The 26,316-nt window shown below is 70.8% G+C and carries 22 protein-coding genes; 11 read left to right on the forward strand and 11 right to left on the reverse strand.

The window, feature by feature from the left end; translation table 11 throughout:
• Positions 1-4 precede the first annotated feature (4 nt).
• The 5 genes from QMF80_RS11625 to nuoN are packed head-to-tail and all read left to right on the forward strand — an operon-like array spanning position 5 to position 6,339.
• Positions 5-805: an NADH-quinone oxidoreductase subunit J gene (locus QMF80_RS11625; RefSeq protein ID WP_283452444.1), complete on the forward strand. Its 801-nt coding sequence runs from the start codon at positions 5-7 to the stop codon at positions 803-805.
• Entirely contained in the window at positions 802-1,101 is a 300-nt protein-coding gene (nuoK, locus tag QMF80_RS11630) for an NADH-quinone oxidoreductase subunit NuoK (protein ID WP_007265827.1), read from the forward strand. Before QMF80_RS11625 ends, nuoK begins: the two co-directional genes overlap by 4 nt.
• 12 nt (positions 1,102-1,113) lie before the next feature.
• Positions 1,114-3,054 carry an NADH-quinone oxidoreductase subunit L gene (nuoL, locus tag QMF80_RS11635; protein ID WP_283452278.1) on the forward strand — a complete coding sequence of 647 codons (1,941 nt, stop codon included), beginning with the start codon at positions 1,114-1,116 and terminating at the stop codon, positions 3,052-3,054.
• 1 nt (position 3,055) lies between these two features.
• Positions 3,056-4,666, forward strand: coding sequence for an NADH-quinone oxidoreductase subunit M (locus tag QMF80_RS11640; RefSeq protein WP_283452280.1), 1,611 nt, complete (start codon positions 3,056-3,058; stop codon positions 4,664-4,666).
• Positions 4,663-6,339, forward strand: a complete 1,677-nt coding sequence (nuoN, locus tag QMF80_RS11645; RefSeq protein WP_283452282.1) for an NADH-quinone oxidoreductase subunit NuoN — start codon at positions 4,663-4,665, stop codon at positions 6,337-6,339. Before QMF80_RS11640 ends, nuoN begins: the two co-directional genes overlap by 4 nt.
• Before the next feature lie 64 nt (positions 6,340-6,403).
• On the opposite strand, the gene QMF80_RS11650 is transcribed toward nuoN, so the two are convergent.
• Together QMF80_RS11650 and fahA are read right to left on the reverse strand one after the other, a co-directional pair.
• Positions 6,404-7,018 (reverse strand): hypothetical protein, encoded by a 615-nt coding sequence (locus tag QMF80_RS11650; protein WP_283452284.1) that lies wholly within the window; start codon positions 7,016-7,018, stop codon positions 6,404-6,406.
• A 312-nt stretch (positions 7,019-7,330) separates the two neighbouring features.
• Positions 7,331-8,593, reverse strand: a complete 1,263-nt coding sequence (fahA, locus tag QMF80_RS11655) for a fumarylacetoacetase (RefSeq protein WP_283452286.1) — start codon at positions 8,591-8,593, stop codon at positions 7,331-7,333.
• A 140-nt stretch (positions 8,594-8,733) separates the two neighbouring features.
• On the opposite strand from fahA, the gene QMF80_RS11660 reads away from it, so the two are divergent.
• On the forward strand, positions 8,734-9,552 hold the full coding sequence (locus QMF80_RS11660) for an HAD family hydrolase (protein ID WP_283452288.1): 819 nt from the start codon (positions 8,734-8,736) through the stop codon (positions 9,550-9,552).
• Between the two features lie 161 nt (positions 9,553-9,713).
• Here QMF80_RS11660 and QMF80_RS11665 read toward each other — a convergent pair whose 3' ends face one another.
• Both QMF80_RS11665 and QMF80_RS11670 read right to left on the reverse strand, forming a co-directional pair.
• A complete protein-coding gene (locus QMF80_RS11665; protein WP_283452290.1) occupies positions 9,714-11,723 on the reverse strand; it encodes a CocE/NonD family hydrolase in 2,010 nt (669 codons plus the stop codon).
• Between the two features lie 36 nt (positions 11,724-11,759).
• A complete protein-coding gene (locus tag QMF80_RS11670; RefSeq protein WP_502962823.1) occupies positions 11,760-13,280 on the reverse strand; it encodes a peptide MFS transporter in 1,521 nt (506 codons plus the stop codon).
• A gap of 190 nt (positions 13,281-13,470) precedes the next feature.
• On the opposite strand from QMF80_RS11670, the gene QMF80_RS11675 reads away from it, so the two are divergent.
• The 4 genes from QMF80_RS11675 to QMF80_RS11690 all read left to right on the forward strand — a co-directional run bounded on the left by QMF80_RS11675 (position 13,471) and on the right by QMF80_RS11690 (position 16,691).
• Positions 13,471-14,481 carry a polyprenyl synthetase family protein gene (locus tag QMF80_RS11675; RefSeq protein WP_283452292.1) on the forward strand — a complete coding sequence of 337 codons (1,011 nt, stop codon included), beginning with the start codon at positions 13,471-13,473 and terminating at the stop codon, positions 14,479-14,481.
• Between the two features lie 269 nt (positions 14,482-14,750).
• Positions 14,751-15,977: a LolA family protein gene (locus QMF80_RS11680; RefSeq protein WP_283452294.1), complete on the forward strand. Its 1,227-nt coding sequence runs from the start codon at positions 14,751-14,753 to the stop codon at positions 15,975-15,977.
• A gap of 97 nt (positions 15,978-16,074) precedes the next feature.
• On the forward strand, positions 16,075-16,278 hold the full coding sequence (locus tag QMF80_RS11685; RefSeq protein ID WP_239516343.1) for a ribbon-helix-helix domain-containing protein: 204 nt from the start codon (positions 16,075-16,077) through the stop codon (positions 16,276-16,278).
• Positions 16,275-16,691: a hypothetical protein gene (locus QMF80_RS11690; RefSeq protein WP_283452298.1), complete on the forward strand. Its 417-nt coding sequence runs from the start codon at positions 16,275-16,277 to the stop codon at positions 16,689-16,691. Before QMF80_RS11685 ends, QMF80_RS11690 begins: the two co-directional genes overlap by 4 nt.
• A 65-nt stretch (positions 16,692-16,756) precedes the next feature.
• Here the strand turns inward: QMF80_RS11690 and QMF80_RS11695 are convergent, their stop codons facing one another.
• The 3 genes from QMF80_RS11695 to QMF80_RS11705 all read right to left on the reverse strand — a co-directional run bounded on the left by QMF80_RS11695 (position 16,757) and on the right by QMF80_RS11705 (position 20,220).
• On the reverse strand, positions 16,757-18,073 hold the full coding sequence (locus QMF80_RS11695; protein ID WP_283452300.1) for a M28 family metallopeptidase: 1,317 nt from the start codon (positions 18,071-18,073) through the stop codon (positions 16,757-16,759).
• A 202-nt stretch (positions 18,074-18,275) separates the two neighbouring features.
• Positions 18,276-19,253, reverse strand: coding sequence for an EamA family transporter RarD (gene rarD / locus QMF80_RS11700; RefSeq protein ID WP_283452302.1), 978 nt, complete (start codon positions 19,251-19,253; stop codon positions 18,276-18,278).
• A gap of 112 nt (positions 19,254-19,365) precedes the next feature.
• The gene (locus QMF80_RS11705; protein ID WP_283452304.1) at positions 19,366-20,220 is read right to left on the reverse strand and encodes an SDR family oxidoreductase; all 855 of its coding nucleotides are present in this window, start codon (positions 20,218-20,220) and stop codon (positions 19,366-19,368) included.
• A gap of 91 nt (positions 20,221-20,311) precedes the next feature.
• On the opposite strand from QMF80_RS11705, the gene QMF80_RS11710 reads away from it, so the two are divergent.
• Entirely contained in the window at positions 20,312-20,722 is a 411-nt protein-coding gene (locus tag QMF80_RS11710; RefSeq protein ID WP_502962824.1) for a winged helix-turn-helix transcriptional regulator, read from the forward strand.
• A 47-nt stretch (positions 20,723-20,769) separates the two neighbouring features.
• Here QMF80_RS11710 and QMF80_RS11715 read toward each other — a convergent pair whose 3' ends face one another.
• The 4 genes from QMF80_RS11715 to QMF80_RS11730 all read right to left on the reverse strand — a co-directional run bounded on the left by QMF80_RS11715 (position 20,770) and on the right by QMF80_RS11730 (position 26,287).
• Positions 20,770-21,840, reverse strand: a complete 1,071-nt coding sequence (locus tag QMF80_RS11715) for a 2-oxoacid:ferredoxin oxidoreductase subunit beta (RefSeq protein ID WP_283452307.1) — start codon at positions 21,838-21,840, stop codon at positions 20,770-20,772.
• On the reverse strand, positions 21,833-23,773 hold the full coding sequence (locus QMF80_RS11720) for a 2-oxoacid:acceptor oxidoreductase subunit alpha (RefSeq protein ID WP_283452309.1): 1,941 nt from the start codon (positions 23,771-23,773) through the stop codon (positions 21,833-21,835). The genes QMF80_RS11715 and QMF80_RS11720 overlap by 8 nt, the downstream gene beginning before the upstream one ends.
• A gap of 211 nt (positions 23,774-23,984) precedes the next feature.
• The gene (locus QMF80_RS11725) at positions 23,985-24,644 is read right to left on the reverse strand and encodes a response regulator transcription factor (protein ID WP_283452447.1); all 660 of its coding nucleotides are present in this window, start codon (positions 24,642-24,644) and stop codon (positions 23,985-23,987) included.
• Positions 24,645-24,964: 320 nt separating this feature from the next.
• On the reverse strand, positions 24,965-26,287 hold the full coding sequence (locus tag QMF80_RS11730) for a sensor histidine kinase (protein ID WP_283452311.1): 1,323 nt from the start codon (positions 26,285-26,287) through the stop codon (positions 24,965-24,967).
• Between the last annotated feature and the right edge of the window lie 29 nt (positions 26,288-26,316).

A 26,316-nucleotide genomic window follows, 5' to 3' on the forward strand; every position in this document is an offset into this window, starting at 1 on the left:
CGCCATGGCCGCCGCTTCGCTCACCTCCACCGGTGAGGCCGTGCAGTTCTGGGTCCTGGGCACCGTCGCCGTGATCGGCGCGCTGTGCACGATCCTGATGAAGAAGGCCGTGCACAGCGCGCTGTGCCTGGCCGGGACGATGATCATCCTGGCGGTCTTCTACCTCGCCAACGGGGCGTACTTCCTGGGCGTCGTCCAGGTCATCGTCTACACCGGCGCGATCATGATGCTCTTCCTCTTCGTGGTCATGCTCGTCGGCGTCACCGCCGCGGACTCCCTCAAGGAGACCATCAAGGGCCAGCGCTGGCTGGCGGTCCTGTGCGGGCTCGGCTTCGGCATCCTGCTGATCGCCGGCATCCGCAACGCCTCCCTGACCCACTTCAACGGGCTGGGGAAGGTCAACTCCGCGGGCCACGTCGAGGGTCTGGCCACCCTGATCTTCACCAAGTACGTGTTCGCCTTCGAGATCACCGGCGCGCTGCTCATCACGGCGGCCGTCGGCGCGATGGTGCTCACCCACCGCGAACGCACCGAGCGGCCCGCCACGCAGCGCGAGCTGGCCGAGAAGCGCGTACGCGACGGAGTCCAGCTCCCGCCGCTGCCCGCCCCCGGCGTCTACGCCCGGCACAACGCGGTGGACGTCGCGGGTCTGCTGCCGGACGGCACCCCGTCCGAGCTGACCGTCAACAAGACCCTGCGCGCCCGCGGCCAGATCCGGGACGTGTCCAGCACGGCGCTGGAGGACCTGAAGGCGCTGGAGCAGGCCTCGTCCGAGCGGCTCGGCCGTGAGGAGGCATCGAAGTGAATCCCGTCAACTACCTCTACCTCGCCGCCCTGCTGTTCACCATCGGCGCGGCCGGTGTGCTCATCCGCAAGAACGCGATCGTCCTGTTCATGTGCGTCGAGCTGATGCTCAATGCCTGCAACCTGGCCTTCGTGACCTTTTCCCGGATGCACGGCAACCTCGACGGCCAGATCATCGCGTTCTTCACGATGGTCGTCGCCGCCGCGGAGGTCGTGGTCGGCCTGGCGATCATCGTGTCGTTGTTCCGTACCCGCCACTCGGCCTCGGTCGACGACGCCAGCCTGATGAAGCTGTAAGGGGCGCTCACCGTGGAGAACCTGATCGCGCTGCTCGTAGCGGCGCCCCTGCTCGGAGCGGCGGTGCTGCTGTGCGGCGGCCGGCGCCTCGACAAGGCCGGGCACTTGCTCGGCACCCTGTTCGCCGCCGTCTCCTTCGGGATCGGCGTGGTGCTGTTCACCGACATGCTCGGGCGCGGCGCCGAGGAACGGGCCATTCACCAACGGCTGTTCAGCTGGATTCCGGTGGAGGGCTTCCGGGCCGACCTCGGCTTCCAGCTCGACCAGCTGTCGATGACCTTCGTCCTGCTGATCACCGGCGTCGGCACGCTCATCCACGTCTACTCCATCGGTTACATGGAGCACGACGAGCGCCGCCGCCGTTTCTTCGGCTACCTCAACCTGTTCCTCGCGGCGATGCTGCTCCTGGTCATCGCCGACAACTACCTGCTGCTGTACGTCGGGTGGGAGGGTGTCGGCCTGGCGTCGTACCTGCTCATCGGCTTCTGGCAGCACAAGCCCAGCGCGGCCACCGCCGCGAAGAAGGCCTTCCTGGTCAACCGGGTCGGCGACATGGGCCTGTCGATCGCCATCATGCTGATGTTCACCACCTTCGGGACCTTCGCCTTCGGGCCGGTCCTGGGCGCGGCGGACGCCACGGGCGAGGGCAAGCTGACGGCCATCGGCCTGATGCTGCTGCTGGCCGCCTGCGGCAAGTCGGCGCAGGTGCCGCTGCAGTCCTGGCTGGGCGACGCGATGGAGGGCCCGACCCCGGTCTCGGCCCTGATCCACGCGGCGACGATGGTGACCGCGGGCGTGTACCTGATCGTCCGCTCCGGGGCCATCTTCAACGGGGCGCCGGACGCGCAGACCGCGGTCGTCGTGGTCGGCGCGGTGACGCTGCTCTTCGGTGCGATCGTCGGTTGCGCGAAGGACGACATCAAGAAGGCCCTCGCCGGGTCCACGATGTCGCAGATCGGCTACATGATCCTGGCCGCGGGCCTCGGCCCCATCGGCTACGTCTTCGCGATCATGCACCTGGTGACGCACGGCTTCTTCAAGGCCGGTCTCTTCCTCGGCGCGGGTTCCGTGATGCACGGGATGAACGACGAGGTCGACATGCGCAAGTACGGCGCCCTGCGCACGTACATGCCGGTCACCTTCGTCACCTTCGGCCTCGGCTACCTGGCCATCATCGGCTTCCCGGGCCTGTCGGGCTTCTTCTCCAAGGACAAGATCATCGAGGCGGCCTTCGCGAAGGGCGGCACCGAGGGCTGGATCCTGGGCGGAGTGGCCCTGCTGGGCGCGGCGATCACCGCGTTCTACATGACCCGCGTGATGCTGCTGACGTTCTTCGGCGAGAAGCGCTGGCAGCCCGCGCCCGACGCGGACACCACGCCCGGTGCGGAGCCCGCGGCCGAGGACGCGGCCGGCCGGATGCCGCACCCGCACGAGTCCCCGAAGTCCATGACCGTCCCGATGATCATCCTGGCCTTCGGCTCGGTGTTCGCGGGCGGCATCTTCGGGATCGGTGACCGGTTCCTCAAGTGGCTGGAGCCCGTCACCGGGCACGAGCACGGGAACCCGCCGGTCAGCGCGCTGACGGTGACCCTGTCCACCATGGTGGTCCTGGTCCTCGGTGTCGGCGTCGCCTGGATGATGTACGGGCGGCGGCCGGTCCCGGTGGTCGCCCCGCGCGGCTCCCTGCTGACCCGGGCCGCCCGCCGCGACCTGCTCCAGGACGACTTCAACCACGTCGTCCTGGTGCGCGGCGGCGAGCACCTGACCCGCTCGCTCGTCTACGTCGACCACAGCCTGGTCGACGGAGTGGTCAACGGTACGGCCGCCGCGGTCGGCGGGCTGTCGGGCAGGCTCCGCAAGCTCCAGAACGGCTACGCCCGCAGCTACGCGGTCTCGATGTTCGGGGGCACGGCGATCCTGATCGCCGCGACCCTGCTGATGAGGGCGGTGTGAGATGAGTTTCCCGCTTCTGACGGCGACGGCGGCGCTGCCCGCGGTCGGCGCGATCCTGACGGCGGCCGTACCGGCCGCCCGCAGGACCGCCGCCAAGTGGCTCGCGCTGCTGGTGTCGGTGGCGACGCTGGCGCTGGCCGCCATCGTCGCGGTCCGCTTCGATCCCGGCGGCGACCGCTACCAGCTCACCGAATCCCACTCCTGGATCAAGGACTTCGGGGTCCGCTACGAACTGGGCGTGGACGGCATCGGGGTGGCGCTCATCGCGCTCACCGCGCTGCTGATCCCGTTCGTGATCGCGGCCGGCTGGCACGACGCCGACCCGCTGGACGAGCCGACCAGTGGCTCCGCCACGTGGCACCCTTCGCGCTGGCGGCCGACCCAGGGCTTCTTCGCCCTGATCCTGCTGGTCGAGGCGATGGTGATCATCTCCTTCGAGGCCACCGACGTCTTCCTCTTCTACATCTTCTTCGAAGCCATGCTGATCCCGATGTACTTCCTCATCGGCGGCTTCGGGGACCGGGCTCACTCCGGCTCCGACGAGAACGCGGCCGCGCAGCGCTCGTACGCGGCCGTCAAGTTCCTCCTCTACAACCTGGTCGGCGGACTGATCATGCTGGCCGCGGTCGTCGGGCTGTACGTGGTCGCGGGGAACTTCTCCCTCCAGGAGATCGTCGAGGCCCGGGCCGCCGGGACCCTGGACATGTCCCAGGGCACCGAACGGCTGCTGTTCCTCGGCTTCTTCTTCGCCTTCGCGGTGAAGGCCCCGCTGTGGCCGCTGCACACCTGGCTGCCCAACGCGATGGGCGAGGCCACCGCCCCGGTCGCCGTCCTGATCACCGCGGTGGTCGACAAGGTGGGCACCTTCGCGATGCTCCGCTTCTGCCTCGGGCTCTTCCCCGAGGCGAGCAAGTGGGCCACCCCGGTCATCCTGGTCCTGGCCCTCATCAGCATCGTCTACGGCGCGCTGCTCGCGGTCGGCCAGCGCGACATCAAGCGCCTCGTCGCCTACGCCTCGATCTCCCACTTCGGCTTCATCATCCTGGGCATCTTCGCGATGACCTCCCAGGGCCAGTCCGGGGCCACCCTCTACATGGTCAATCACGGCCTGTCGACGGCGGCGCTGATGCTGGTGGCCGGATTCCTGATCTCGCGGCGCGGCTCGCGGCTCATCGCCGACTACGGCGGTGTGCAGAAGGTGGCCCCGGTGCTCGCCGGGACCTTCCTGATCGGCGGCCTCGCCACCCTCTCGCTGCCGGGCCTCGCGCCCTTCGTCAGCGAGTTCCTCGTCCTGGTGGGCACCTTCGCCCGCTACCCGGTCGTCGGCATCATCGCGACCTTCGGCATCGTGCTGGCCGCGCTCTACACGCTGGTGCTCTACCAGCGCACCATGACCGGCCCGCTCAAGGAGGAGGTCCGCACCATGCCGGACCTGCACCTGCGGGAGGTCCTCGTGGTCGCCCCGCTGATCGCCCTGCTGATCGGGCTCGGCGTCTACCCGAAGCCGCTGACCGAGATCGTCAACCCGGCGGTGAAGCACACCATGTCCGATGTGAACCAGAAGGACCCCAAGCCCGCCGTACCGGTGAAGAGTGTGGAGGCCGCCAAGTGAGCACCACCGCTGTGGGCCTCTGGTCCCTGGCCGCCGGCCCGATCGACAAGATCCCGGCCCCGCACATCGAGTACGTCCAGCTCTCGCCCACGCTGATCGTGCTGGGCGCCGCGCTGATCGGCGTCCTCGTCGAGGCGTTCGTACCGCGCAAGGCCCGTTACTACGCCCAGGTGTTCCTCACCGTCGCCGCGCTGGCCTCGGCCTTCGCGGCGGTGGTGGCGCTCGCCGCGGGCGGGTACGGCACCGCCAAGGCGCACGTCGCCGCGATGGGCGCCGTCGCCGTCGACGGGCCGGCGCTGTTCCTCCAGGGCACCATCCTGCTGGCCTCGATCGTGGCCGTCTTCACCTTCGCCGAGCGGCGCCTGGATCCGTCCCCTCGCTTCGCTGGGGAGACCCCAGAGGCCCACGGCAGCCGGCGGGTGGACTCCTTCGCCGCCCAGGCCGCGTCCGTACCGGGCAGCGACAGCGAGAAGGCCGCCGTCAAGGCCGGGTTCGCCACCACCGAGGTGTTCCCGCTGGTGCTGTTCGCGGTCGCCGGAATGCTGATCTTCCCGGCGGCCGACGACCTGCTGACCCTGTTCGTGGCGCTGGAGGTCTTCTCCCTCCCGCTCTACCTGCTCTGCGCCCTCGCCCGCCGCCAGCGGCTGATGTCGCAGGAGGCCGCGGTCAAGTACTTCCTGCTGGGCGCCTTCTCCTCCGCCTTCCTCCTCTTCGGCATCGCGCTCCTCTACGGCTACGCGGGCTCCGTCTCGTACTCCGTGATCGCCGACGTGGTGGACGGCACCGTCCAGAAGATCGACCCGGCCCTCGCGGGCACCATGGGCAACGACGCGCTGCTGCTGATCGGCGGCGCGATGATCCTGATGGGCCTGCTGTTCAAGGTCGGCGCGGTCCCCTTCCACATGTGGACCCCGGACGTCTACCAGGGCGCCCCGACCCCCGTCACCGGCTTCATGGCGGCGGCGACGAAGGTGGCCGCCTTCGGCGCGCTGCTGCGGCTGCTGTACGTCGTCCTGCCGGGCCTGCGCTGGGACTGGCGCCCGGTGATGTGGGGCGTCGCGATCGTCACGATGCTGGCGGGCGCGGTCATCGCGATCACCCAGACCGATGTGAAGCGGCTGCTGGCGTACTCCTCGATCGCGCACGCGGGCTTCATCCTGGCCGGTGTGATCGCCACGTCGAAGGAGGGCGTCTCCTCCGTCCTCTTCTACCTGGCGGCGTATTCCTTCGTGACGATCGGCGCCTTCGCCGTGGTCACGCTGGTGCGCGACGCGGGCGGCGAGGCCACGCACCTGTCCAAGTGGGCGGGCCTCGGGCGCCGTTCCCCGCTGACGGCGGCGGTCTTCGCGGTGTTCCTGCTCGCCTTCGCCGGTATCCCGCTGACCTCCGGCTTCGCTGGTAAGTTCGCGGTCTTCAAGGCGGCGGCGGAGGGCGGCGCGGGGGCGCTGGTCGTGGTCGGTGTGATCTCCTCGGCCATCGCGGCGTTCTTCTACATCAGGGTCATCGTGCTGATGTTCTTCAGCGAGCCGAAGGCCGACGGCCCGACGGTGGCGGTCCCCTCGTTCCTGACGATGACCACGATCGCGGTGGGCGTGGCGGTCACGGTGGTCCTGGGCGTCGCACCCCAGTACTTCCTGGAACTCGCCGGCCACGCGAGCACGTTCGTGCGCTGACCGGTTCTTCGCGGGTACGCACCAGGGCCCGGGCCCCCGAGGGGGTCCGGGCCCTGTGCCGTCCTCAGCGGCCGTGATCGTGCTCGTGCGCGGCGGGCTTCGCCGGGGTGGCGGCCTTGCCGGGGCAGGTCAGGGCGGGGTTCCAGTTGTGGAAGCGGCCGGCCGGGTTGTCCTTGTACGCCCACATGTGGAGGTCGTAGTGCTTGGGCATGCCCGCCCAGTGGCCGGGCATGGGCCCGTCGAACGGCAGGCCGAACATGCTCGGCCGGTCGTCGCTGGTCTTCAGGTCCTGGTCCCGGTCGGTGGACATCCACTCCACGGTCTGGAGCTTGCGGCGGCCGTGCCGGTCCTTCTCGGTGCTGTAGAGGAGCGCGGTCGGCCTGCTGGGGTCCAGGGAACCCCAGTAGGACTCCTTGACGTAGTGGTAGCCCATGGAGCCCACCCCGAACGGGTTGGTCATGCACGCTTCACCGTGCGGTACGTACCCGTCCTTGAGGGCCTCCCGCTCGTCCGCGTACTTGGCGGTCACCGCCATCGCCGTGGCCATGTCGCGCATCGCCCGCTGATCGCGGGGATCGGGCGCCGGCCCGTCCACCGCCTGGGCCGAGGGGACGGCGGTCCAGACGAGGGACGCGGCGGCCGCGCAGGTCAGGACGGTTTTCAGGTGACGGGCGGTCATGGGACTCCTCGCGGTGGGGTGCGGGATACGGGATGGGGCCCTCCCGGGTTCCGTCCGCCCACCCTCTCGGCCCGCGCCGCCGGCCGCACGCGGGCGGCGCCCAATGGGGGAGCTGCCCGCGCGAGTCACCCCTGCCGCGACTCCACCCGTCCGGCGTAGGCGCGCGCGTCCGGGTCCCCCAGCCGCAGCGGCACGCCGCACTGTTCGGGCACGCCACCGGGCGGGACTCGACGTACGGCTCTGGCCCGGGGCTCCGGCGGGGCGACGGGAAGATCCGCCGCCCCGCCGGGAAACTCGCCCCCGAGGCGTGGACTAGCGGGCGTCCACGATCCGGGCGGCGGCGATCGTTCCGGTGACCTCGCCGAGGCCGACCTTGGTGCCGTCGGGGCCGGGGGCCCAGGCGGTCAGGGTGACCGTGTCGCCGTCCTCCAGGAAGGTGCGCTTGCCGTCGGGGAGTTCGAGGGCGTCGCGGCCGTTCCAGGTCAGCTCCAGGAGCGAACCGCGCTGGCCGGTCTCGGGACCGCTGACGGTGCCCGAGCCGTAGACGTCACCGGTGCGCAGGGAGGCGCCGTTGACGGTCATGTGGGCGAGCTGCTGGGCGGCCGTCCAGTACATCGAGGAGAACGGCGGGTGCGCGACCTCGTGGCCGTTGATCGCGACCGTGATGCGCAGGTCGAAACCGCCCTGTTCATCGGCGCCGGCGTCCGAGTCGTCGAGATAGGGCAGCAGCGGGAAGTCGCGCGCCGGGGGCGTCACACGGGCCGCGTCCAGGGCCTCCAGCGGAGTGACCCAGGCGGAGACGGAGGTCGCGAAGGACTTGCCGAGGAAGGGGCCGAGCGGCACGTACTCCCAGGCCTGGATGTCCCGCGCCGACCAGTCGTTCAGCAGGAACAGGCCGAAGACGTGCTCGCGGAAGTCCCCGAGCGGCACGGCCGTGCCCAGCTCGGAGGGGGTGCCGACGACGAAGCCGACCTCCGCCTCGATGTCGAGCTTGATGCTCGGGCCGAAGACCGGCGCCGGGTCGGCGGGCGCCTTGCGCTGGCCGCAGGGCCGTACGACGTCCGTGCCGGAGACCACGAGGGTGCCCGCGCGGCCGTGGTAACCGATGGGCAGGTGCTTCCAGTTGGGGGTGAGCGCGTCACCGTCCGGGCGGAAGATCTGCCCCACGTTGGTGGCGTGGTGCTCGCTCGCGTAGAAGTCGACGTAGTCCGCGACCTCGTACGGCAGGTGCATGGTGACGGCTTCGAGGGGCACCAGGTGCGGCTCGACGGCGGGACGGTGGCCGGGATCGGTCACCCACGCGGTCAGCGCGCGGCGCACGTCGTGCCAGGCGGTGCGCCCGGCCGCGAGCAGCGGGTTGAGCGTGGGGCGGCCGAGCAGCCCGGCGTACGGGGACCCGAGCGCGAGGGCCACGGCCCCGGCGTCCAGCACGTACCCGCCGATCCGCACGCCGATGCGCCGTCGGGGTGCCGTGTCGCCGCCCGTGTTCTCGGCGGTCGAGAAGACGCCGTACGGGAGGTTGTGCGGCCCGAACGGGTCGCCCTCGGGAACGTCGAGGGGGCTCTGCAGGGGCATGGGATACTGCCTCGCTTTCCGCGCGGTCCGGGGGTGTCCCGGGTCTTGTTGACACGTTACGTGCCTGGTGGGGCCTGCGGGAGGCCGGATTCGGGCGCTATTTGTAGGACTTGTCCAACGAGGTCCGTATCCTTGAACCCGTGACTTCCGCCCTCCCGCACGCCCTCCCCTACGCCCTCATCGCCACTGACCTGGACGGGACTCTGCTGCGCGCCGGTGACACGGTCTCCGCCCGCTCGTACGCGGCGCTCGCGACGGCGCGCGCGGCAGGCGCCCGGCACATCATCGTCACCGGGCGCCCCGTACCGCAGGTCCGCCACGTACTTGAGGACCTCGGCTACACGGGGCTCGCGGTGTGCGGGCAGGGCGCGCAGGTGTATGACGCGGCGGCCGGGCGCATGCTGCACTCCGTCCCCCTGGACCGGGACCTCGCGGAGGTCGCGCTCGGCAAGATCGAGGCGGAGATCGGGGAGGTGTTCGCGGCCGTCAACCGGGAGGGGGTGGACGCGGAGATGCTGATAGGGCCGGGCTACCGGATGTGGCACCCGCACCTCCCGACGGTCCGCGTCCCGCGCCGCTCCGACCTGTGGTCGGCCCCGATCAACAAGGTGCTGCTCCAGCACCCGGAGCTGGACGACGACGAACTGACCCGGGTCGCGCGGGGGGTGGTCGGTGACCTCGTGAACGTGACGATGGCGGGGGAGCACACGGTGGAGCTCCAGCCGCCGGGGATCGACAAGGCGAGCGGGCTGGCGTGGGCGACCGGTGTCCTGGGCCTGGACGCGTCCTCGACGATCGCCTTCGGCGACATGCCGAACGACATCCCCATGTTCGCGTGGGCCGCGCACGGGGTGGCGATGGCGAACGCGCACCGGGAGCTGGTGGCGGTGGCGGACGAAGTGACCCTGTCGAACGAGGCGGACGGGATCGCGGTGGTCCTGGAACGCCTGTACCGGTAGCCGGGGGCGGCGGCCGTTCCAGCCCGCCCGGCGTGTGGGGGCCCGCTGGAGGGCAATCCCAGCCCGCCCGGCGTTTGAGGGCAGCGTTTCGCGCCGCGGGTGCCTCCGGCGGCGCCTCAAACGCCGGCGGGGCTGGATTTGGTCCGGCCCGGAGGGCAGCTTCAGCCCGCCCCGCGGGGGAGGCGGCGTTCCCACGTGCGGTGGAAGAGGACTTCGTCGGCCTCGCGGCAGACGACCTCGTTCGACGTCACGAAGCCGCCCTCGTCGCACGAGATCTCCGACCGGGTCTCGACCCTCACGTCCCAGCCCAGCTCCGGCCGGTGCAGCCGGATCCGCCAGTCCGAGCGGGTGCGGGCCGACAGGGGGTCCGCCTCCTGGATCTCGTACACCTCCAGCGCGTCCTCGCTGAACTCCAGCCCGTCCGGGTACACCCGCGTCCCGCCGTAGCGCGGATCCACCTCCAGCCGCCACGTCCCGCGCGCCACGTCCCGCACGACCAGCCGTTCCGGACGCGGCTCGTCCAGGGTCCCGGGATAGGACACCCCCAGCCCCTCCGACTGTTCCGGGGCCTCGAAGGCGATCTCCGCCGCGGCGGCCCCGGGCGCCCGGACCGGCAGGGTCAGCGCGCTCCCCGCCGGTTCCAGCGTCCAGCCCGCCTCCGAACCGGCCCGCGGCCAGATCCACGGCCAGTACGCGGAGGACAGGGCGAGCCGGATCCGGTGCCCGGCCGGAAAGGCGTGCCCGATGCCGTTCAGCTCGAAGGTGACGTCCTCGTACGCGCCCACCGGCCACGCCACCGCCTGGTCCCGCCCCCGGCGCGCGGACAGGTTCAGGGCGCCCCGCGTGACCAGGGTCGAGGACCCGTCGGGCGCCACGTCGCAGACGCGGGCCACGACCTGCCCGTACGGCACGTCGAGCCGCAGCCGCAGGGTGACCCGGGGCCGGCCGAGGATCTCCACCCGCTCGCCCGCCCCCACCGGGAACTCGAAGCACGCCGACTTTGCGTCCTCCTCCCGCTGGTCGGGCGGCAGGTCCCCGTCGTTGCCGAAGGGGAAGAAGCGGCCCGCGTCCAGGCCGGTGTGCTGCGGGGACGCGACGACCACGGGGGCGCCCTGGAGCCCGTACGAGAGCGGCGAGACCGAGGGGGAGGGCCAGGCGGTGTCGCCGACCCAGCGGCCCTCCAGCCGTTCGTACACGGTCGCCGGGCGGTGCGACTCGCTGATCCAGGAGCGCAGCAGCGGCTCGTCCATGACCCCGTTGTCCACGCCCTTGAGCCAGTGGTCCCACCACCGCAGGGTCTCCTGGAGGAAGCCGATCGCCGGGCCGGGCGGCAGCCCCCGGTCGGGGTACTGGTGGGACCAGGGGCCGATCAGGCCGCGCACCCGGTCGGGCGGCAGGTGCTCGACCAGGCGCAGGACGGTGTCCCGGTAGGGGTCGTGCCAGCCGCCGACGGCGAGGACGGCCGCGCCGATCGCGGAGTAGTCCTCGCAGACGCTGCCGTGCTTCCAGTAGCCGTCGCGGGTCTGGTGCGAGAGCCAGGTGTGGACGAGCGGTTCGACGGCCTCCAGCCGCTCCAGCCACCGCTCCTTCCAGCCGTCGCCCGCGTAGAGCGGGTCCGGCGGGCGGGCGGCGAAGGCGAGCATGGTGGCGGCCCAGGCGTGCATGTCGACGGCGAGGACGCAGCCGCCCATGTAGTGGACGTCGTTGTCGAAGCGGTCGTCGGTGGAGCAGACGGTGACGACGGCCTTGAGCGGTTCGGGGGCGAGGGCGGCGATCTGGAGGGAGTTGAAGCCGCCCCAGGAGATGCCGAACATGCCGACGGCCCCGGTGCACCACGGCTGCGCGGCCAGCCACTCCACGACGGCGACCCCGTCGGCCAGCTCCTGGGCGTCGTACTCGTCGCCGGGGAGGCCCCCGCTGTTGCCGTGCCCGCGTACGTCGACGCGCACCGAGGCGTAGCCGTGCCCGGCGTACCAGGGGTGGCGCTGCCGGTCGCGGGGGGCGGTCCAGTCGGTGAGCCGGTACGGGAGGTACTCCAGCAGCGCCGGAACGGGCTCGTCGGTCACCGGCCGCCAGATCCGGGCGTACAGCTCCACGCCGTCGTCGCCGGGAAGCGGGATCCGGACGTCCTCGTGGGTGGTCCCGTAGGGGAAGTCGGTACGGATGATCATGGGTGGGCAGCCTCCGGTCGACTCGTGGGCATCGGCTCAGTGGACGGGGTGCATCGTGCGCCGCAGCCAGGGGGCGAGGGCGATCACGGCCACGCCCGCGGCCACCGCGATCCCGCCGTTGACACCGAAGTACACGGGGTTGGAGACCTCGCCGTAGATCTTGACGACCTGCGCCTGGATGCCGTTGGCGAGGGCCAGCGAGAGGAACCACAGCGCCATGGTCTGGCTCGCGTACGCCCTGGGGGCGAGCTTGGTGGTGGCCGACATGCCCGAGGTCTCCAGCAGGACGTCGCCGAGGCCGAGCAGCAGGTAGGAGCCGACGATCCACCAGGCGGCCATCTCGTAGGTGCCGTCGCCCGCGTGCCCGGAGGTGGGGACGACCATCAGGAGGAAGGACAGGCCGCCCAGGATCACCCCGATGGCGATCTTGTTGGAGGAGTGCGGCTGGCGGGGGCCCATGCGCACCCACAGGGCCGCGACGACCGGGGCCAGCGCCACCTCGAACGCGCCGAGCGCGGAGGCGTACCAGCCCGCGGGGAAGTCGAAGCCGAGGATCGTGGTCCGGGCGTTCGTCGAGGCCAGCAGCATCATCGTCGAGTACGCCTGGAACAGGATGAAGTTGAAGGCGACGGAGGCCAGGAAGAGCACCACGTACGGGCGCAGCCTGCCGCGCTCCTCGGCGCTCACCCGGGGGCTGCGGAACATGACGGTGAAGTAGACGACCGGGGCGATCACCGAGAGCAGGGTGAGCAGGTCGACGAGGCGGCCCAAGGTGAGCCAGCCGAGGGAGGCCAGTACGGTCGCCAGCGCGGCCACGGCCAGCGGTCCGCCCGCGATCGTCCACACGGCGCGGCGCATCGCGTCGGGGGCGAGGGCGTACTCGGCGGAGTGCTTTCGTCCGGCCAGATGGCGGCGCCCGAGGACGTACTGGATCAGCCCCGCGGTCATGCCGACGGCGGCGGCGGAGAAGCCCCAGTGCCAGCCCTGGTGCTCGCCGAGCCAGGCGGTGACGAGGGGTCCGGCGAACGCGCCGATGTTGATGCCCATGTAGTAGAGGGCGAATCCGGCGTCGCGGCGCTGGTCGTCGGTGCGGTACAGCTTGCCGACCATGCTGGCCACATTGGGCTTGAGCAGGCCGGTGCCCGCGCTGATCAGGCCGAGGCCCACCCAGGTCATGGCGGCGGTCGGCACGGCCATCGCGTAGTGGCCGCAGGCGATCAGGACGCCGCCGCAGAGGACGGCCCGGTAGGAGCCGAGGATCCGGTCGGCGAGCCAGCCGCCCGCGACGGAGACCAGGTAGACCATGGTTCCGTAGGCGGCCGATACGGAGGCGGCGGTTCCCGGATTCATTCCGAGGCCGCCGTTGGCTACGGTGTCCGCGAAGTACAGAACGAGAATGGCCTGCATGCCCAGGAACGAGAAGCGCTCCCAGACCTCCAGTCCGGAGAGCGTCGCCAGACCCCGGGGGTGGCCGAGGAAGGCGTGGTCGTCGCCGGGCGGCGGCTGCTCGGTCTCCGGGTCCACCGGTTCGTCGGTATCGGTCGCAGTTATGGACAAAACGTATTCTCCGGTCGTATCGGCTCCCCCAGAACATACCGGTGCGGTTCGGGCAGTGCGCGGGTGGCGACCGGGCAGGCGCTCTCGGTGATCGAAAACAGACCGGATACGCTGGCTTGAGTGATGGCAGCGACACATCGACAATCCAGGTGATCGTCACCGTGATCGTCAGCAGACAGGAGTACCCCTCGTGACCGTCGTCGGGCCGTTCGGACTGAGCGTGCGGGACCAGGCTCTTGAGAGCGATGTCCAGGCCGGACTGGCCGCAGTCGAGGCGGGTCTGCTGGAGGCCACCAAGAGTGAAGTCCCCTTCATCACCGAGGCCGCGCAGCACCTGATCAAGGCGGGCGGCAAGCGGTTCCGGCCGCTGCTGGTGATGCTCGCGTCCCGTTTCGGCGACCCCTACGCACCCGGCATCGTGCCCTCCGCGGTGGTCGTGGAACTCACGCACCTCGCCACGCTCTACCACGACGACGTCATGGACGAGGCGGACGTCCGGCGCGGGGTGGAGAGCGCCAACACCCGCTGGGGCAACTCCGTGGCGGTCCTGACGGGTGACTTCCTGTTCGCCCGCGCCTCGCACATACTGGCCGACCTCGGGCCCGAGGCCGTACGGATCCAGGCCGAGGCCTTCGAGCGGCTGGTGACGGGCCAGATCCTGGAGACCGCCGGCCCGCGCGACGGCCGCGACCCCGTCGCGCACTACCTCGACGTCATCGCCGGCAAGACCGGCTCGCTGATCGCGGTCTCCGGCCGCTTCGGCGCGCTGATGGCCGGGGCGGACGACTCCGTCGTCGACATCCTCACGCAGTACGGCGAGCGCCTCGGCACCGCCTTCCAGCTCGCCGACGACGTCCTGGACATCGCCTCCGACTCGCACGAGTCCGGCAAGACGCCGGGTACGGACCTGCGCGAGGGCATCCCGACGCTGCCGGTGCTCCGGCTGCGCGAGACGGCCGCCCGGGACGGGCGGGCGGAGGACCTGGACCTCGTACGCCTCCTGGACGGCGATCTGACGGACGACGCCCGGCACGCCGAGGCGCTGTCGCGGCTGCGGGTCCACCCGGCGCTGGAGCAGGCCAGGCGGGACACCATCCGCTACGCCGAGGACGCGCGTGCCACGCTGGCGCCGTTGCCCGAGTGCTTCGCGAAGTCGGCCCTGGAAGAGCTGTGCGACGCGGTGGTGCACCGGGCCGGATAGGCCCCCGGCAGGCCGCGGGTGTGCCGCTGCTCGGCCATTGGACAGAGGCGAGGCCCCGCGACCCCTACTGGATGGGGGCGTGGGGCCTCTCTCATGTCATCCCAGGGGTGTACGCCGGATTGGCTCCGAGGAGTGATGACGCGACCCCCTCCTCTTTGGTCAGATAGAGGCACATCCCCACCAGATCGGGTGAGAGTGGCGGCGCGGGGTGGACGCAAGACAGCCGGGACGGGTAGGTCGCCGCCTACACACAGAGGTAGGGCAGAGACATGGAAGCGAACGTAAAGACTTCTCGCAAGGCCTCGCGGTACGCGGTACCGGTCGTGGTCCTGGGAGTGGCCGTGGCGACCGTCGGACTGGTTCCGGCCTTCGCCAACGCGAGCGGACCGGACCTTCCCAAGGTGACGGCGCAGCAGCTCATCGAGAAGATCGCGGCATCGGACACGCAGCAGCTGTCCGGCACCGCGAAGATCAGCACCGACCTCGGCCTGCCGAGCCTGGCCACCGGCCTGCTGGGCGGCGGGGGCGTCACCGGGGGCTCCGCGAACCCGGAGGACAAGGTGGCGCAGCTCGCCGCCGGCACGCACACCTTCAAGGTCGCGGCCGACGGCCCGGACCGCCAGCGGCTCACGTTTCTGGACGGGAAGGACGAGTACAGCCTCATCCACAACGGTGACGAGGTCTGGGGCTACGACAGCAGGGCCAATGAGGCCTTCCACGAGAAGAACGCGGGCGCCAAGGCCGGGGAGAGGGCCAAGGAGCACAAGACGGCCGACCGCCTCGGCACCTCGCCCGCCCAGCTCGCCGAGCAGGCCCTGAAGGCCGCCGGACCCACCACGGACGTCAGCGTGGGCGATACCGCCCAGGTGGCGGGGCGCGATGCCTACCAGCTGGTGCTCAAGCCGAAGGCGAGCGGCTCCACGATCGGCTCCGTGCAGATCGCGGTGGACGCCAAGAACGGCGTGCCGCTGCGCTTCCAGGTGCTGTCCAGCCAGGGCGGCAAGCCCATCGTGGACGTCGGCTTCAACAAGGTCGACTTCGTCAAGCCCGCGGCCGACACCTTCACCTTCACCCCGCCCAAGGGCGCCAAGGTGAAGGAGGGCACGGACGCCCCGGGGGCGGCCACGGGCGACAAGGGCGCCAAGGAGCACCGGGGCCTGCAGTCCCTGCCGATCCCCGGCCTGGACGGTCTGGGCGGCGGCACGGGCAAGGGTGACACGACCGTGCTCGGCGAGGGCTGGGCCTCGGTCGCCCGCATCGACTCCGGCAACGGCAAGGGCCTCAAGGACCTGGAGGGCAAGGCCAACGAGAAGGACGCCCCCAAGGAGGCCAAGCAGTTCCTCGACTCGCTCGGTGACAAGGTCACCGGCACGTTCGGCTCGGGCAAGGTCTTCTCGACCCGCGTGGTCAATGCCCTGATCACGGACGACGGCAAGGTCTACGTGGGCGCGGTCACCAAGGACACGCTCGTGAAGACGGCCAACGCGGCCAAGTAGCCGCCCGTACGCGAAGGGTGGCCCGGGACATGTGTCCAGGGCCACCCTTCCGGCGTAACCCTCCTCCGTACAGCGGGCCCGCTGTACGGTGAGGGGCATGTCGAGACACGTCACCATCCGCCTGGAAGAAGAGTTCCACGAGCGCCTCAAGGCGCGCGCGGCGGCGCTGGGGACGACGGTGACCGCGCTGATCACCGAGGTCACCGAACGCGAACTGGACGAGGACCGCAAGAACTTCCTCTCCGGTATCGAGGAGTTCGCCGACCACTGGGGCTACTTCCAGGAGCGGTTCGGCCATTGAAGATCACCATGGAGTGGGCCTGGACCGCTCTGGCCCACCATCTCCCGTCCGATCCCGCCGTCTGGGATCCCTCCGGGGTGGCCGCCGCGGTGGCCCGCCACCAGAACGATCTGGTGCTGGTCCCCGAGCAGCCCGCCCCCGACACCGCCTGGCGGGCCGCCGCGTTCCTGCACACCCTCGCCGTGTGCCCGGCGCTGGAATCCCCGATGAACGAGTTCTACGCGGCCGCCGCCACCCGCTCGTACCTCCGGGTGGCCGGGGCGAAGCAGCTGCCCTCGCCCGAAGCGCTCGGTGACCTGGTGGAGGCCGCGAAGCTGGGCCGCGCCGACATCGCGGCGGTCGCCGAGGAACTGCGCGCCCGGATACAGGAACCGGTGCCCGAGACGATGCCGGTGCGCGCCGAGGGCGCGTAGCCGCACCGGACGGTGCCCGGCCGCGCGGCTGAGTGCCGCGCGGCCGGGCCGGCCGGTCACCTGGTTCAGAAGGTGATCTTCCAGCTGTTGATGTAGCCGACGTCCTGCGCCGCCACGTCCTTGACCTGGAGCTTCCAGATTCCGTTGGCGACCTCGCTCGACGCGTTCACCGTGTAGGAGGCGATGACGTTGTCGGCGGAGTCCGAGCTGGAGTTCTTCAGCCGGTACGCCGTGCCGTCCGGGGCGATCAGGTCGATCTGGAGGTCACCGCGGTAGGTGTGGACGATGTTCACGTCCACCTTCGTGGTGGCCGGGGCGTTGCCCGTGACCCCCGAGGCGGTGATCGGTGAACTGACCCCGGCGGCCGGGGAGTCGGGGATGGCGTAGTCGGTGGTGTTCTCGAACGACGCGCCCGGCGGGACCTGGGTGGCGGCGCCCAGCGTCCAGACCGCGTAGGCGATCGCGTCGCTGTTGTGGTCGAGCGCGGTGTCGTCGATGTTCGCCGAGGTGTCGCACGACCGGTGGTAGCAGGCGTCGAAGGCCTTGCCGGAGGTGCCGCCCCACTTCTGTGCCTGCGCGGCGGTCTTGATGTAGTCGGCGCCGCTGAAGAGGCCGCCGACCGGGATGCCCGCGTTCTTGAACGGGGCGTGGTCGGAGCGTCCGTCGCCCTCGGTCTCGATCTCGGTGGGGATGGCGATGCCCGAGAAGTACGTCTTGAAGGTCTGTTCCAGCGTGGCGTCGTCGTCGTAGACGAAGTAGCCGGGGTTCGGCGAGCCGACCATGTCGAAGTTCAGGTAGCCGGAGATCTTCGACTTCTCCGCGCTCGGCAGGTTGTTGACGTAGTACGTCGACCCGACCATGCCCAGCTCCTCCGCGCCCCACCAGCCGAAGCGCAGGTGCTTGGTGGACTGGAGGCCGGCCCGGGAGACGGCGAGGGCGGTTTCGAGGATGGCCGCCGAGCCGGAACCGTTGTCGTTGATGCCGGGGCCCGCGGACACCGAGTCCAGGTGCGCGCCGGTCATCAGGACCGAGTTGGGGTCGCCGCCCGGCCAGTCGGCGATCAGGTTGTAGCCGGTGGCTCCGCTGGAGGTGAAGGTCTGGAGGGTGGTGGTGTAACCGGCCGCGTCCAGCTTGGCCTTCACGTAGTCGATCGAGGCCTTGTACCCGGCCTTGCCGTGGGCGCGGTTGCCGCCGTTGGCGGTGGCGATGGACTGGAGCTGGGTCAGGTGCGCCTTGACGCTGGCGACCGGGATGTCGGGGGGTGTCGGCGCGGCGGTGGCCGAGGCGGGAGAGGCCAGGGCCGCGGGGGCGGTGGAGGCGAACAGGCCGGCCACCGCTATCGCGGTGACGGCGGCCAGGCGCCGGGAGACGGACAGGCTCATGTGGGGGCTCCGGGATTCCGCGGGGATATGACGGAACGTGCGGGGATAGAGCAAGTGAGCGTTCGTGCGCCAGTGCGAGCCTGATGTTCAGCGAGAGTATGACTGTCCGTCAAGGTCATAATCCGGTCACGAGGGTTCGGAAAACGGACGATCCCCGGTACGGATGTTCCGTACCGGGGACCGTGAGGCGGATGAGGCGCCGCTACGCCGGTTCGCGCGCCGGAGCCGCGGGGCTCGCCGGAGCTTCCGCGGTGGCGGTCGACCGCGCGGTGGCCGCCGCCGCGAGGTCCGCGCGCGAGCGCCGGGCGGTGCGCAGCGCGTCCCAGGTGAGCAGCGCGAGCGCGGCCCACACCAGGGAGAACCCGGCCCAGCGCTCGGGCGGCATCGCCTCGTGGAAGTAGAGGACGCCGAGGCCGAACTGGAACACCGGGGCCAGGTACTGGAGCAGCCCCAGGGTGGAGAGCGGGACCCGGATGGCGGCGGCGCCGAAGCAGACCAGTGGGACGGCGGTCACCAGGCCGGTCGCCGCGAGGAGGGCCGCGTGTCCGGGGCCCTGGCCGGTGAAGGTGGACTGGCCCTGGGCCGCCAGCCACAGGAGGTAGCCGAGGGCGGGCGGGAAGAGCAGCGCGGTCTCGGCCGCGAGCGAGTCCAGACCGTGCAGGTTGATCTTCTTCTTGAGCAGCCCGTAGGCCGCGAAGGAGAAGGCCAGCGTCAGCGAGATCCACGGCGGGCGGCCGTACCCGATCGCGAGGACCAGGACGGCGGCGACACCGATGGCGACGGCCGCCCACTGGGCGCGGCGCAGCCGCTCGCCGAGGACGAGGACGCCGATGGCGATGGTGACCAGCGGGTTGATGAAGTAGCCGAGGCTGGCCTCGACGACGCGGCCGTTGTTCACGGACCAGATGTAGAGGCCCCAGTTCACCGAGATCACCGCGGCCGCGAGCGCGGTCAGGCCCAGCCTGCGCGGCTCGCTCGCCAGGGTGCGTATCCATCCCCAGCGGCGCGTCACGACCAGCGCGAGGCCGACCGCGGCCAGCGACCACACCATGCGGTGGGCGAGGATCTCGACCGCGCCGGAGGGCTTGAGCAGCGGCCAGAAGAGGGGGACCAGCCCCCAGAGCCCGTACGCGCCGAATCCGTAGAGCAGACCCGTGCGCTGCTCGTTGTCTGCCTTCACGGGCCCTCCTGGGTTACTTCAAGCCAACCTCATGAAGGTAGCGCCGCCGGGGCGGGATGTCATGTCCGTTACACGGTGACAGTCATGACATCCCCGGCTCGTCCAGCGCGGCTCAGGCGAGCGAGGCGGCGATCGCGTCGGCCACCGGGGTGGTCGGGCGGCCGATGAGGCGTGCCAGGTCCCCGCTGGTGCCCGCGAGGCGGCCGCGCCCGATGGCCGCGTCCACGTCGACGAGGATGGCCGCGAAGCCTTCCGGGACACCGGCGCCGGTCAGCACCTTGAGGTGCTCCTCCGCCGGGACCGCCGCGTAGACGACCTCGCGGCCGGAGCGCGCCGCGACCTCGGCCGCGTACTCGGCCAGGCTCCAGGCGGTGTCGCCGCTCAGCTCGTACGTGCGGTTCAGGTGGCCCTCGCCGGTCACCGCGACGGCCGCGGCGGCGGCGTAGTCGGCGCGCGCCGCGGAGGCGATCCGGCCCTCGCCCGCGCTGGCGACGACCGCGCCGTGCTCCAGTACGTTCCCCAGCTGAGCGGTGTAGTTCTCGTGGTACCAGCCGTTGCGCAGGAAGGTGTAGGGCAGCCCGGAGCCGAGGATGAGCCGCTCGGTGATCCGGTGCTCGGCGGCGAGGTCGAAGTCCGCCTCGGGGCCGCCGAGGATCCCGGTGTAGGCGAGCTGGGCGACCCCGGCGGCCTTGGCGGCCCCGATCACGGCGGTGTGCTGCGGGACCCGGCGGCCGACCTCGCTGCCGGAGATCATCAGCACCCGGTCCCCGGCGCGGAAGGCGCCGTCCAGGCTTGCGGGGTCGTCGTAGTCGGCGACGCGCACCTCGATCCCGCGCTCGGCGAGGTCTGCGGCCTTCTCCTTGTTCCGGACGACGACGGCGATCCCCTCGGCGGGGACGGTGGCCAGAAGTTCTTCCAGGACCAGACGGCCGAGGGCTCCGGTGGCTCCGGTGACGACGATGCTCATGACGCGCTCCTTGGGTCCTTCGGATTGATGACACCACCCTACGGAAGGCGCTAACTATTATATAGTACCCACTTGGAAGTAAGGTACTGGCATGGGAGTAAGTGGTGTCAGTGCCGAGAGTTTCAGTGCCGAGAGTGTCCGGGCCGTGAGCGTCAAGGCCCCGATGTGTCCCTCGCGGGGCGTCCTGGAGCACGTCACCAGCCGCTGGGGGGTCCTGATCCTCGCCGCGCTGGTGGAGCGCTCGTACCGGTTCAGCGAACTGCGCCGGGAGGTGGGCGGGGTCAGCGAGAAGATGCTGGCCCAGACCCTCCAGACGCTGGAGCGGGACGGGTTCGTCCTGCGGGTCGCCCGCCCGGTGATCCCGCCGCGCGTGGACTACTCGCTCACCGAGCTGGGGCGCGAGGCCGCCGAGCAGGTGTGGGGGCTGGCCCGCTGGACGGAACGCCGGCTGGGCGCGGTGCAGGCCGCCCGGGCGGAGTACGACGGAGCCCGGACCCCGTGAGGACGGGATCCGGGCTCGGCGCGTGCGGGGGCTCGTCCCGCGTCGGCTCAGCCGACGACGGTCCAGTTGTCGGTGCCGGCGAGGAGGGCGGTGAGGTCGCCCTTGCCGTGCTGTTCGACGGCCGTGTCGAGCTGGTCGGCCATCTGGGTGTCGTAGACCGCCCGTTCGACGCTGCGGAACACGCCGATGGGGGTGTGGTGCAGGGTGTCGGGGTCGGCGAGGCGGGACAGTGCGAACGCGTTGGTCGGTGACGTGGTGTGCGCGTCGTGGACCAGGATGTCCGCCTCGTTGGCCGGGGTGACGGCCACGACGCGGAGGTCTCCGGTGGCGGGGTCGCGGACGACGCCCTTGGCGTTGTCGGCGCCGAAACGGATGGGCTGCCCGTGGGTGAGGCGGATGACGGCTTCCTGGGCCTGTTCCTGGTCCTTGAGGACCTCGAAGGCGCCGTCGTTGAAGATGTTGCAGTTCTGGTAGATCTCCACCAGGGCGGTGCCCTGGTGGTCGGCGGCGGCCCGCAGGACCTCGGTGAGGTGCTTGCGGTCGGAGTCGACGGTGCGGGCGACGAAGCTGGCCTCGGCGCCGATCGCGAGGGAGACCGGGTTGAACGGCGCGTCCAGGGACCCCATCGGGGAGGACTTGGTGAGCTTGCCGACCTCGCTGGTGGGCGAGTACTGGCCCTTGGTCAGACCGTAGATCCGGTTGTTGAACAGCAGGATCTTGAGGTTGACGTTGCGGCGCAGGGCGTGGATGAGGTGGTTGCCGCCGATGGACAGCGCGTCGCCGTCACCGGTGACCACCCACACGGACAGGTCCCGGCGCGAGGACGCCAGGCCGGTCGCGATCGCGGGGGCGCGGCCGTGGATGGAGTGCATCCCGTAGGTGTTCATGTAGTACGGGAACCGGGAGGAGCAGCCGATCCCGGAGACGAAGACGATGTTCTCCTTCGCCAGACCGAGTTCGGGCATGAAGCCCTGGACGGCGGCGAGGACGGCGTAGTCGCCGCAGCCGGGGCACCAGCGGACTTCCTGGTCGGACTTGAAGTCCTTCATCGACTGCTTGGCCTCGGCCTTGGGGACCAGTGACAGCAGCGTCGGCGTCTGGGCGGGTGCTTCAGTCATCGATGGCCTCCTTGAGGACCGTGGCGAGCTGCTCGGCCTTGAAGGGCATGCCGTTGACCTGCGTGTACGAGCGGGCGTCGACGAGGTACTTGGCGCGCAGCAGCATCGCGAGCTGGCCGAGGTTCATCTCCGGGACCACGACCTTGTCGTAGCGGGCCAGGACCTCCCCGAGGTTCTTGGGGAAGGGGTTGAGGTGGCGCAGGTGCGCCTGCGCGATCGGCAACCCGGCCAGTCGCAGGCGGCGCACGGCCGCCGTGATCGGCCCGTAGGTGGACCCCCAGCCCAGCACCAGCGTGGTCGCCTGCTCCGGGTCGTCGACGTCGAGGTCGGGGACCTGGATGCCGTCGATCTTGGCCTGGCGGGTGCGGACCATGAAGTCGTGGTTGGCCGGGTCGTAGGAGATGTTCCCGGTGCCGTCCTGCTTCTCGATCCCGCCGATGCGGTGCTCCAGGCCCGGGGTGCCGGGGACCGCCCAGGGGCGGGCCAGGGTCTGCGGGTCCCGCTTGTAGGGCCAGAAGACCTCGGTGCCGTCGGCGAGCTGGTGGTTGGGGCCGTCCTGGAAGGGGACCCGCAGGTCGGGCAGGTCGCTGACGTTCGGGATCCGCCAGGGCTCGGAGCCGTTGGCGAGGTAGCCGTCGGAGAGCAGGAACACCGGCGTGCGGTAGGTCAGCGCGATCCGCGCCGCGTCCAGGGCCGCGTCGAAACAGTCGGCCGGGGTGCGCGGGGCGACGATCGGGACCGGCGCTTCACCGTTGCGCCCGAACATGGCCTGGAGCAGGTCGGCCTGCTCCGTCTTGGTCGGCAGGCCCGTGGAGGGGCCGCCGCGCTGGATGTCCACGATCAGCAGCGGCAGCTCCAGGGACACCGCCAGCCCGATCGTCTCCGACTTCAGCGCCACACCCGGGCCGGACGTGGTGGTCACCGCGAGGGACCCGCCGAACGCCGCGCCCAGTGCCGCGCCGATCCCGGCGATCTCGTCCTCGGCCTGGAAGGTGCGCACCCCGAAGTTCTTGTGCCGGGACAGTTCGTGCAGGATGTCGGACGCCGGGGTGATGGGGTACGAGCCCAGGTACAGCGGCAGATCGGCCTGCTGCCCGGCCGCGATCAGCCCGTAGGACAGCGCCAGGTTCCCCGAGATGTTGCGGTACGTACCGGTGGGGAACGCCTTCGTCGCCGGAGCCACCTCGTAGGACACGGCGAAGTCCTCGGTGGTCTCGCCGAAGTTCCAGCCCGCCCGGAAGGCGGTCACGTTCGCCTCCGCGATCTGCGGCTTCTTCGCGAACTTCGACCGCAGGAACGCCTCCGTGCCCTCGGTCGGCCGGTGGTACATCCACGACAGCAGACCCAGCGCGAACATGTTCTTGCTGCGCTCGGCCTCCTTGCGGGAGAGCCCGTAGTCCTTCAGCGCCTCCACCGTCAGCGTGGTCAGCGGCACCGGGTGCACGTTGTAGGCCTCCAGCGAGCCGTCCTCCAGGGGAGAGACCGCGTAGCCGACCTTGGCCATGGGGCGCTTGGTGAACTCATCGGTGTTCACGATGATCTCCGCGCCGCGCGGGACGTCCGCGATGTTCGCCTTCAGCGCCGCCGGGTTCATCGCGACCAGCACGTTCGGCGCGTCACCGGGGGTGAGGATGTCGTGATCGGCGAAGTGCAGCTGGAAGGAGGAGACGCCGGGCAGGGTTCCGGCAGGAGCCCGGATCTCGGCCGGGAAGTTCGGCAGCGTCGAAAGATCGTTGCCGAAGGACGCGGTCTCGGACGTGAAACGGTCACCCGTGAGCTGCATGCCGTCACCCGAGTCACCCGCGAAACGGATGATCACGCGGTCGAGCCGACGGACTTCCTTGGTACCGGCCGCGGCCGTGCGCTGTCCACCGACAACAGCGCCTCCGGCCCCGTCGGCCTGCTCGGCTGGGCTACTGACCTGGCTGGTCACTGAACTGGACCTCCTTCGAGGCGTGGCGTTCGCAAGGCCAACCCTACGTCGGTAAGGGTGTCCTTCCTTGAGCCGCTCATATTCTGGACCGTCCCGTGAGACGGTCTGGTCCAGAGTGTCCCCTGCCTGGCAAATAGCCCTCCAAGGGACACTCCACCATCACATTCTTTTGACACCCGACGTCGTCATTACCTGACAGGGTGTCAGTCAATCAAGATCGCAGGTAAGTGAGGACGGCGAGCACGCGCCGGTGATCCCCGTCACTCGGCGACAGGCCGAGCTTCATGAAGATGTTGCTGACGTGCTTCTCCACCGCTCCGTCGCTGACCACCAGCTGCTTGGCCACGGCGGAATTCGTCCGGCCCTCGGCCATCAGCCCCAGCACTTCGCGCTCGCGCGGCGTCAGCCCCGCCAGCACGTCCTGCTTGCGGCTGCGGCCCAGGAGCTGGGCGACCACCTCGGGGTCCAGGGCCGTGCCGCCCCGGGCCACCCGGACCACCGCGTCGAGGAACTCCCGCACCTCGGCCACCCGGTCCTTGAGCAGGTACCCCACCCCGGTGCTGGACCCGGCCAGCAGCTCGGTGGCGTACTGCTCCTCCACGTACTGGGACAGCACGAGCACCCCGATCCCGGGGTAGTCCTTGCGCAGCCGTACGGCCGCCCGCACCCCCTCGTCGGTGTGGGTCGGCGGCATCCGTACGTCCGCCACCACCACGTCCGGCAGCGCGTCCTGCGCCGCCAGCTCCGCCACTGTCTTGATCAGGGCTTCCGCGTCCCCGACGCCTGCGACGACGTCATGCCCCCGGTCGGTCAGCAACCTGGTCAGGCCCTCACGCAGCAGCACTGAATCCTCGGCGATGACCACCCGCACCCTGTCTTCCACGACTCAGCAGCTCCCGCGTCCCTCGTTGTCGATCCCTGGCACAGCCAAGCATCCCAGCCTCGGGGCCGGGTCAAGGCCGGTCCGGGCCTACGAATCGGCGTACGGGCGGTGTTTCGGGAGCGGCGGAGGGCGCGGGCCGCTCCGCGCGCCGCGAGGACCCACGACGCTCGACGCACGACGCACGACGCGGACGGGCCCCGGGGGAATCCCGGAGCCCGCCGCCGCGTCCCTCGCCTCGCCGGACGCCCTCGCCTCGCCGGACGCCCTCGCCTCACACGGCGTCCTCGCCTTGCACGGCCGTCCTCGCCTCACACCCGCCAGGGCAGCTCGGCGGTCGCCGTGGTCCCGCCGCCGGGGGGCGAGTCCAGGACCAGTACGCCGTCCACCGCGTCCAGCCGCTCCGCCAGGCCCGCCAGCCCCGTACCCGCCGAGGTGCTCGCGCCGCCCCGGCCGTCGTCGGCGACCTGGATCAGCAGCCGTTCCCCGGACTTCCACACGTCCACGCTCGCCATCCGGGCCCCCGAGTGCTTGCTGACGTTCTGGAGCAGCTCGGAGACCGTGAAGTACGCGATCCCCTCGATCGCGGCCACCGGCCGCCCCGGCAGCTCCACGTGCACCCGGACCGGGACGGTGCAGCGCGAGGCCACCGACGACAGGGCCGCGTCGAGCCCCCGGTCGGTCAGCACCGCCGGGTGGATGCCGCGCGCCAGGTCCCGCAGCTCCTGGAGGGCGATCTTCACCTCGCCGTGCGCCTCGTCCACCATGCGGGCCGCGGCCAGAGGGTCCTCGGAGAGCTTCTCCTTGGCCAGGCCCAGATCCATGGCGAGCGCGACCAGCCGGGCCTGGGCGCCGTCGTGCAGGTCGCGCTCGATCCGCCGCAGGTCGGCGGCGGCGGTGTCGACGACGATCCCGCGGTCCGTCTCCAGCTCGGTGACGCGATGGGCCAGCCGGGACGGGCCCAGCAGGCCGCCGATCAGGATCCGGTCCACCGCGGCCAGGCCGTGGATCAGCCACGGCGTGACCAGGGTGAGGCCCAGCCCGACCACGAAGGTCAGGGCGATCATCGGCGGGGCGTCCAGGTAGAAGGTGTAGTCGTCACCGTTCTGGAAGAGCTGGAGCCCGGGCTGGTCGGTGAAGGCGGGGAAGACCCAGAACCACAGCGGGTAGGTGAGCATCGTCCAGCCGAGGGACCAGAAGGTCAGCGCCACGGTGAAGCCGAACATGGCCCACGGGAGGTGGATCACCGAGTACAGGACGTGCCGCCAGGCGCTGCCGCTCTTCAGCATCGCGCCCATGGCCGTGAGCGCCCCGCCGCCGCGCTCGATCCGCACCGGCTCCGGGTCGGAGATGTCCATCCCGAGCAGGGCGCGCGCCCGGGACCGCTCCAGGTGGCCGAAGCCGCGGGCCATCGCGAGTACGCCCGCCAGGACCGGTACGCCGATGAACGTGACCAGGAGCCCGGCGCCGAGGGTCACTCCGGTGAGGGCGAGCGAGAAGTACAGGAGGCTCAGCGGCATCCCGATCAACAGGTGCCCGAACTCGCGCCAGGTCCGCCCCGCGAAGGGCGCCGTCAGCGTGGTGGGCACCCGGGCCCCCGCGCCGTCCGTACCCGAGCTGTAGCCGATCGCCATGATCCCGTCCCGTCCTCTTCCCGTGCCCT

The sequence above is a fragment of the Streptomyces sp. G-G2 genome (assembly GCF_030063135.1).
GTDB lineage: Bacteria > Actinomycetota > Actinomycetes > Streptomycetales > Streptomycetaceae > Streptomyces.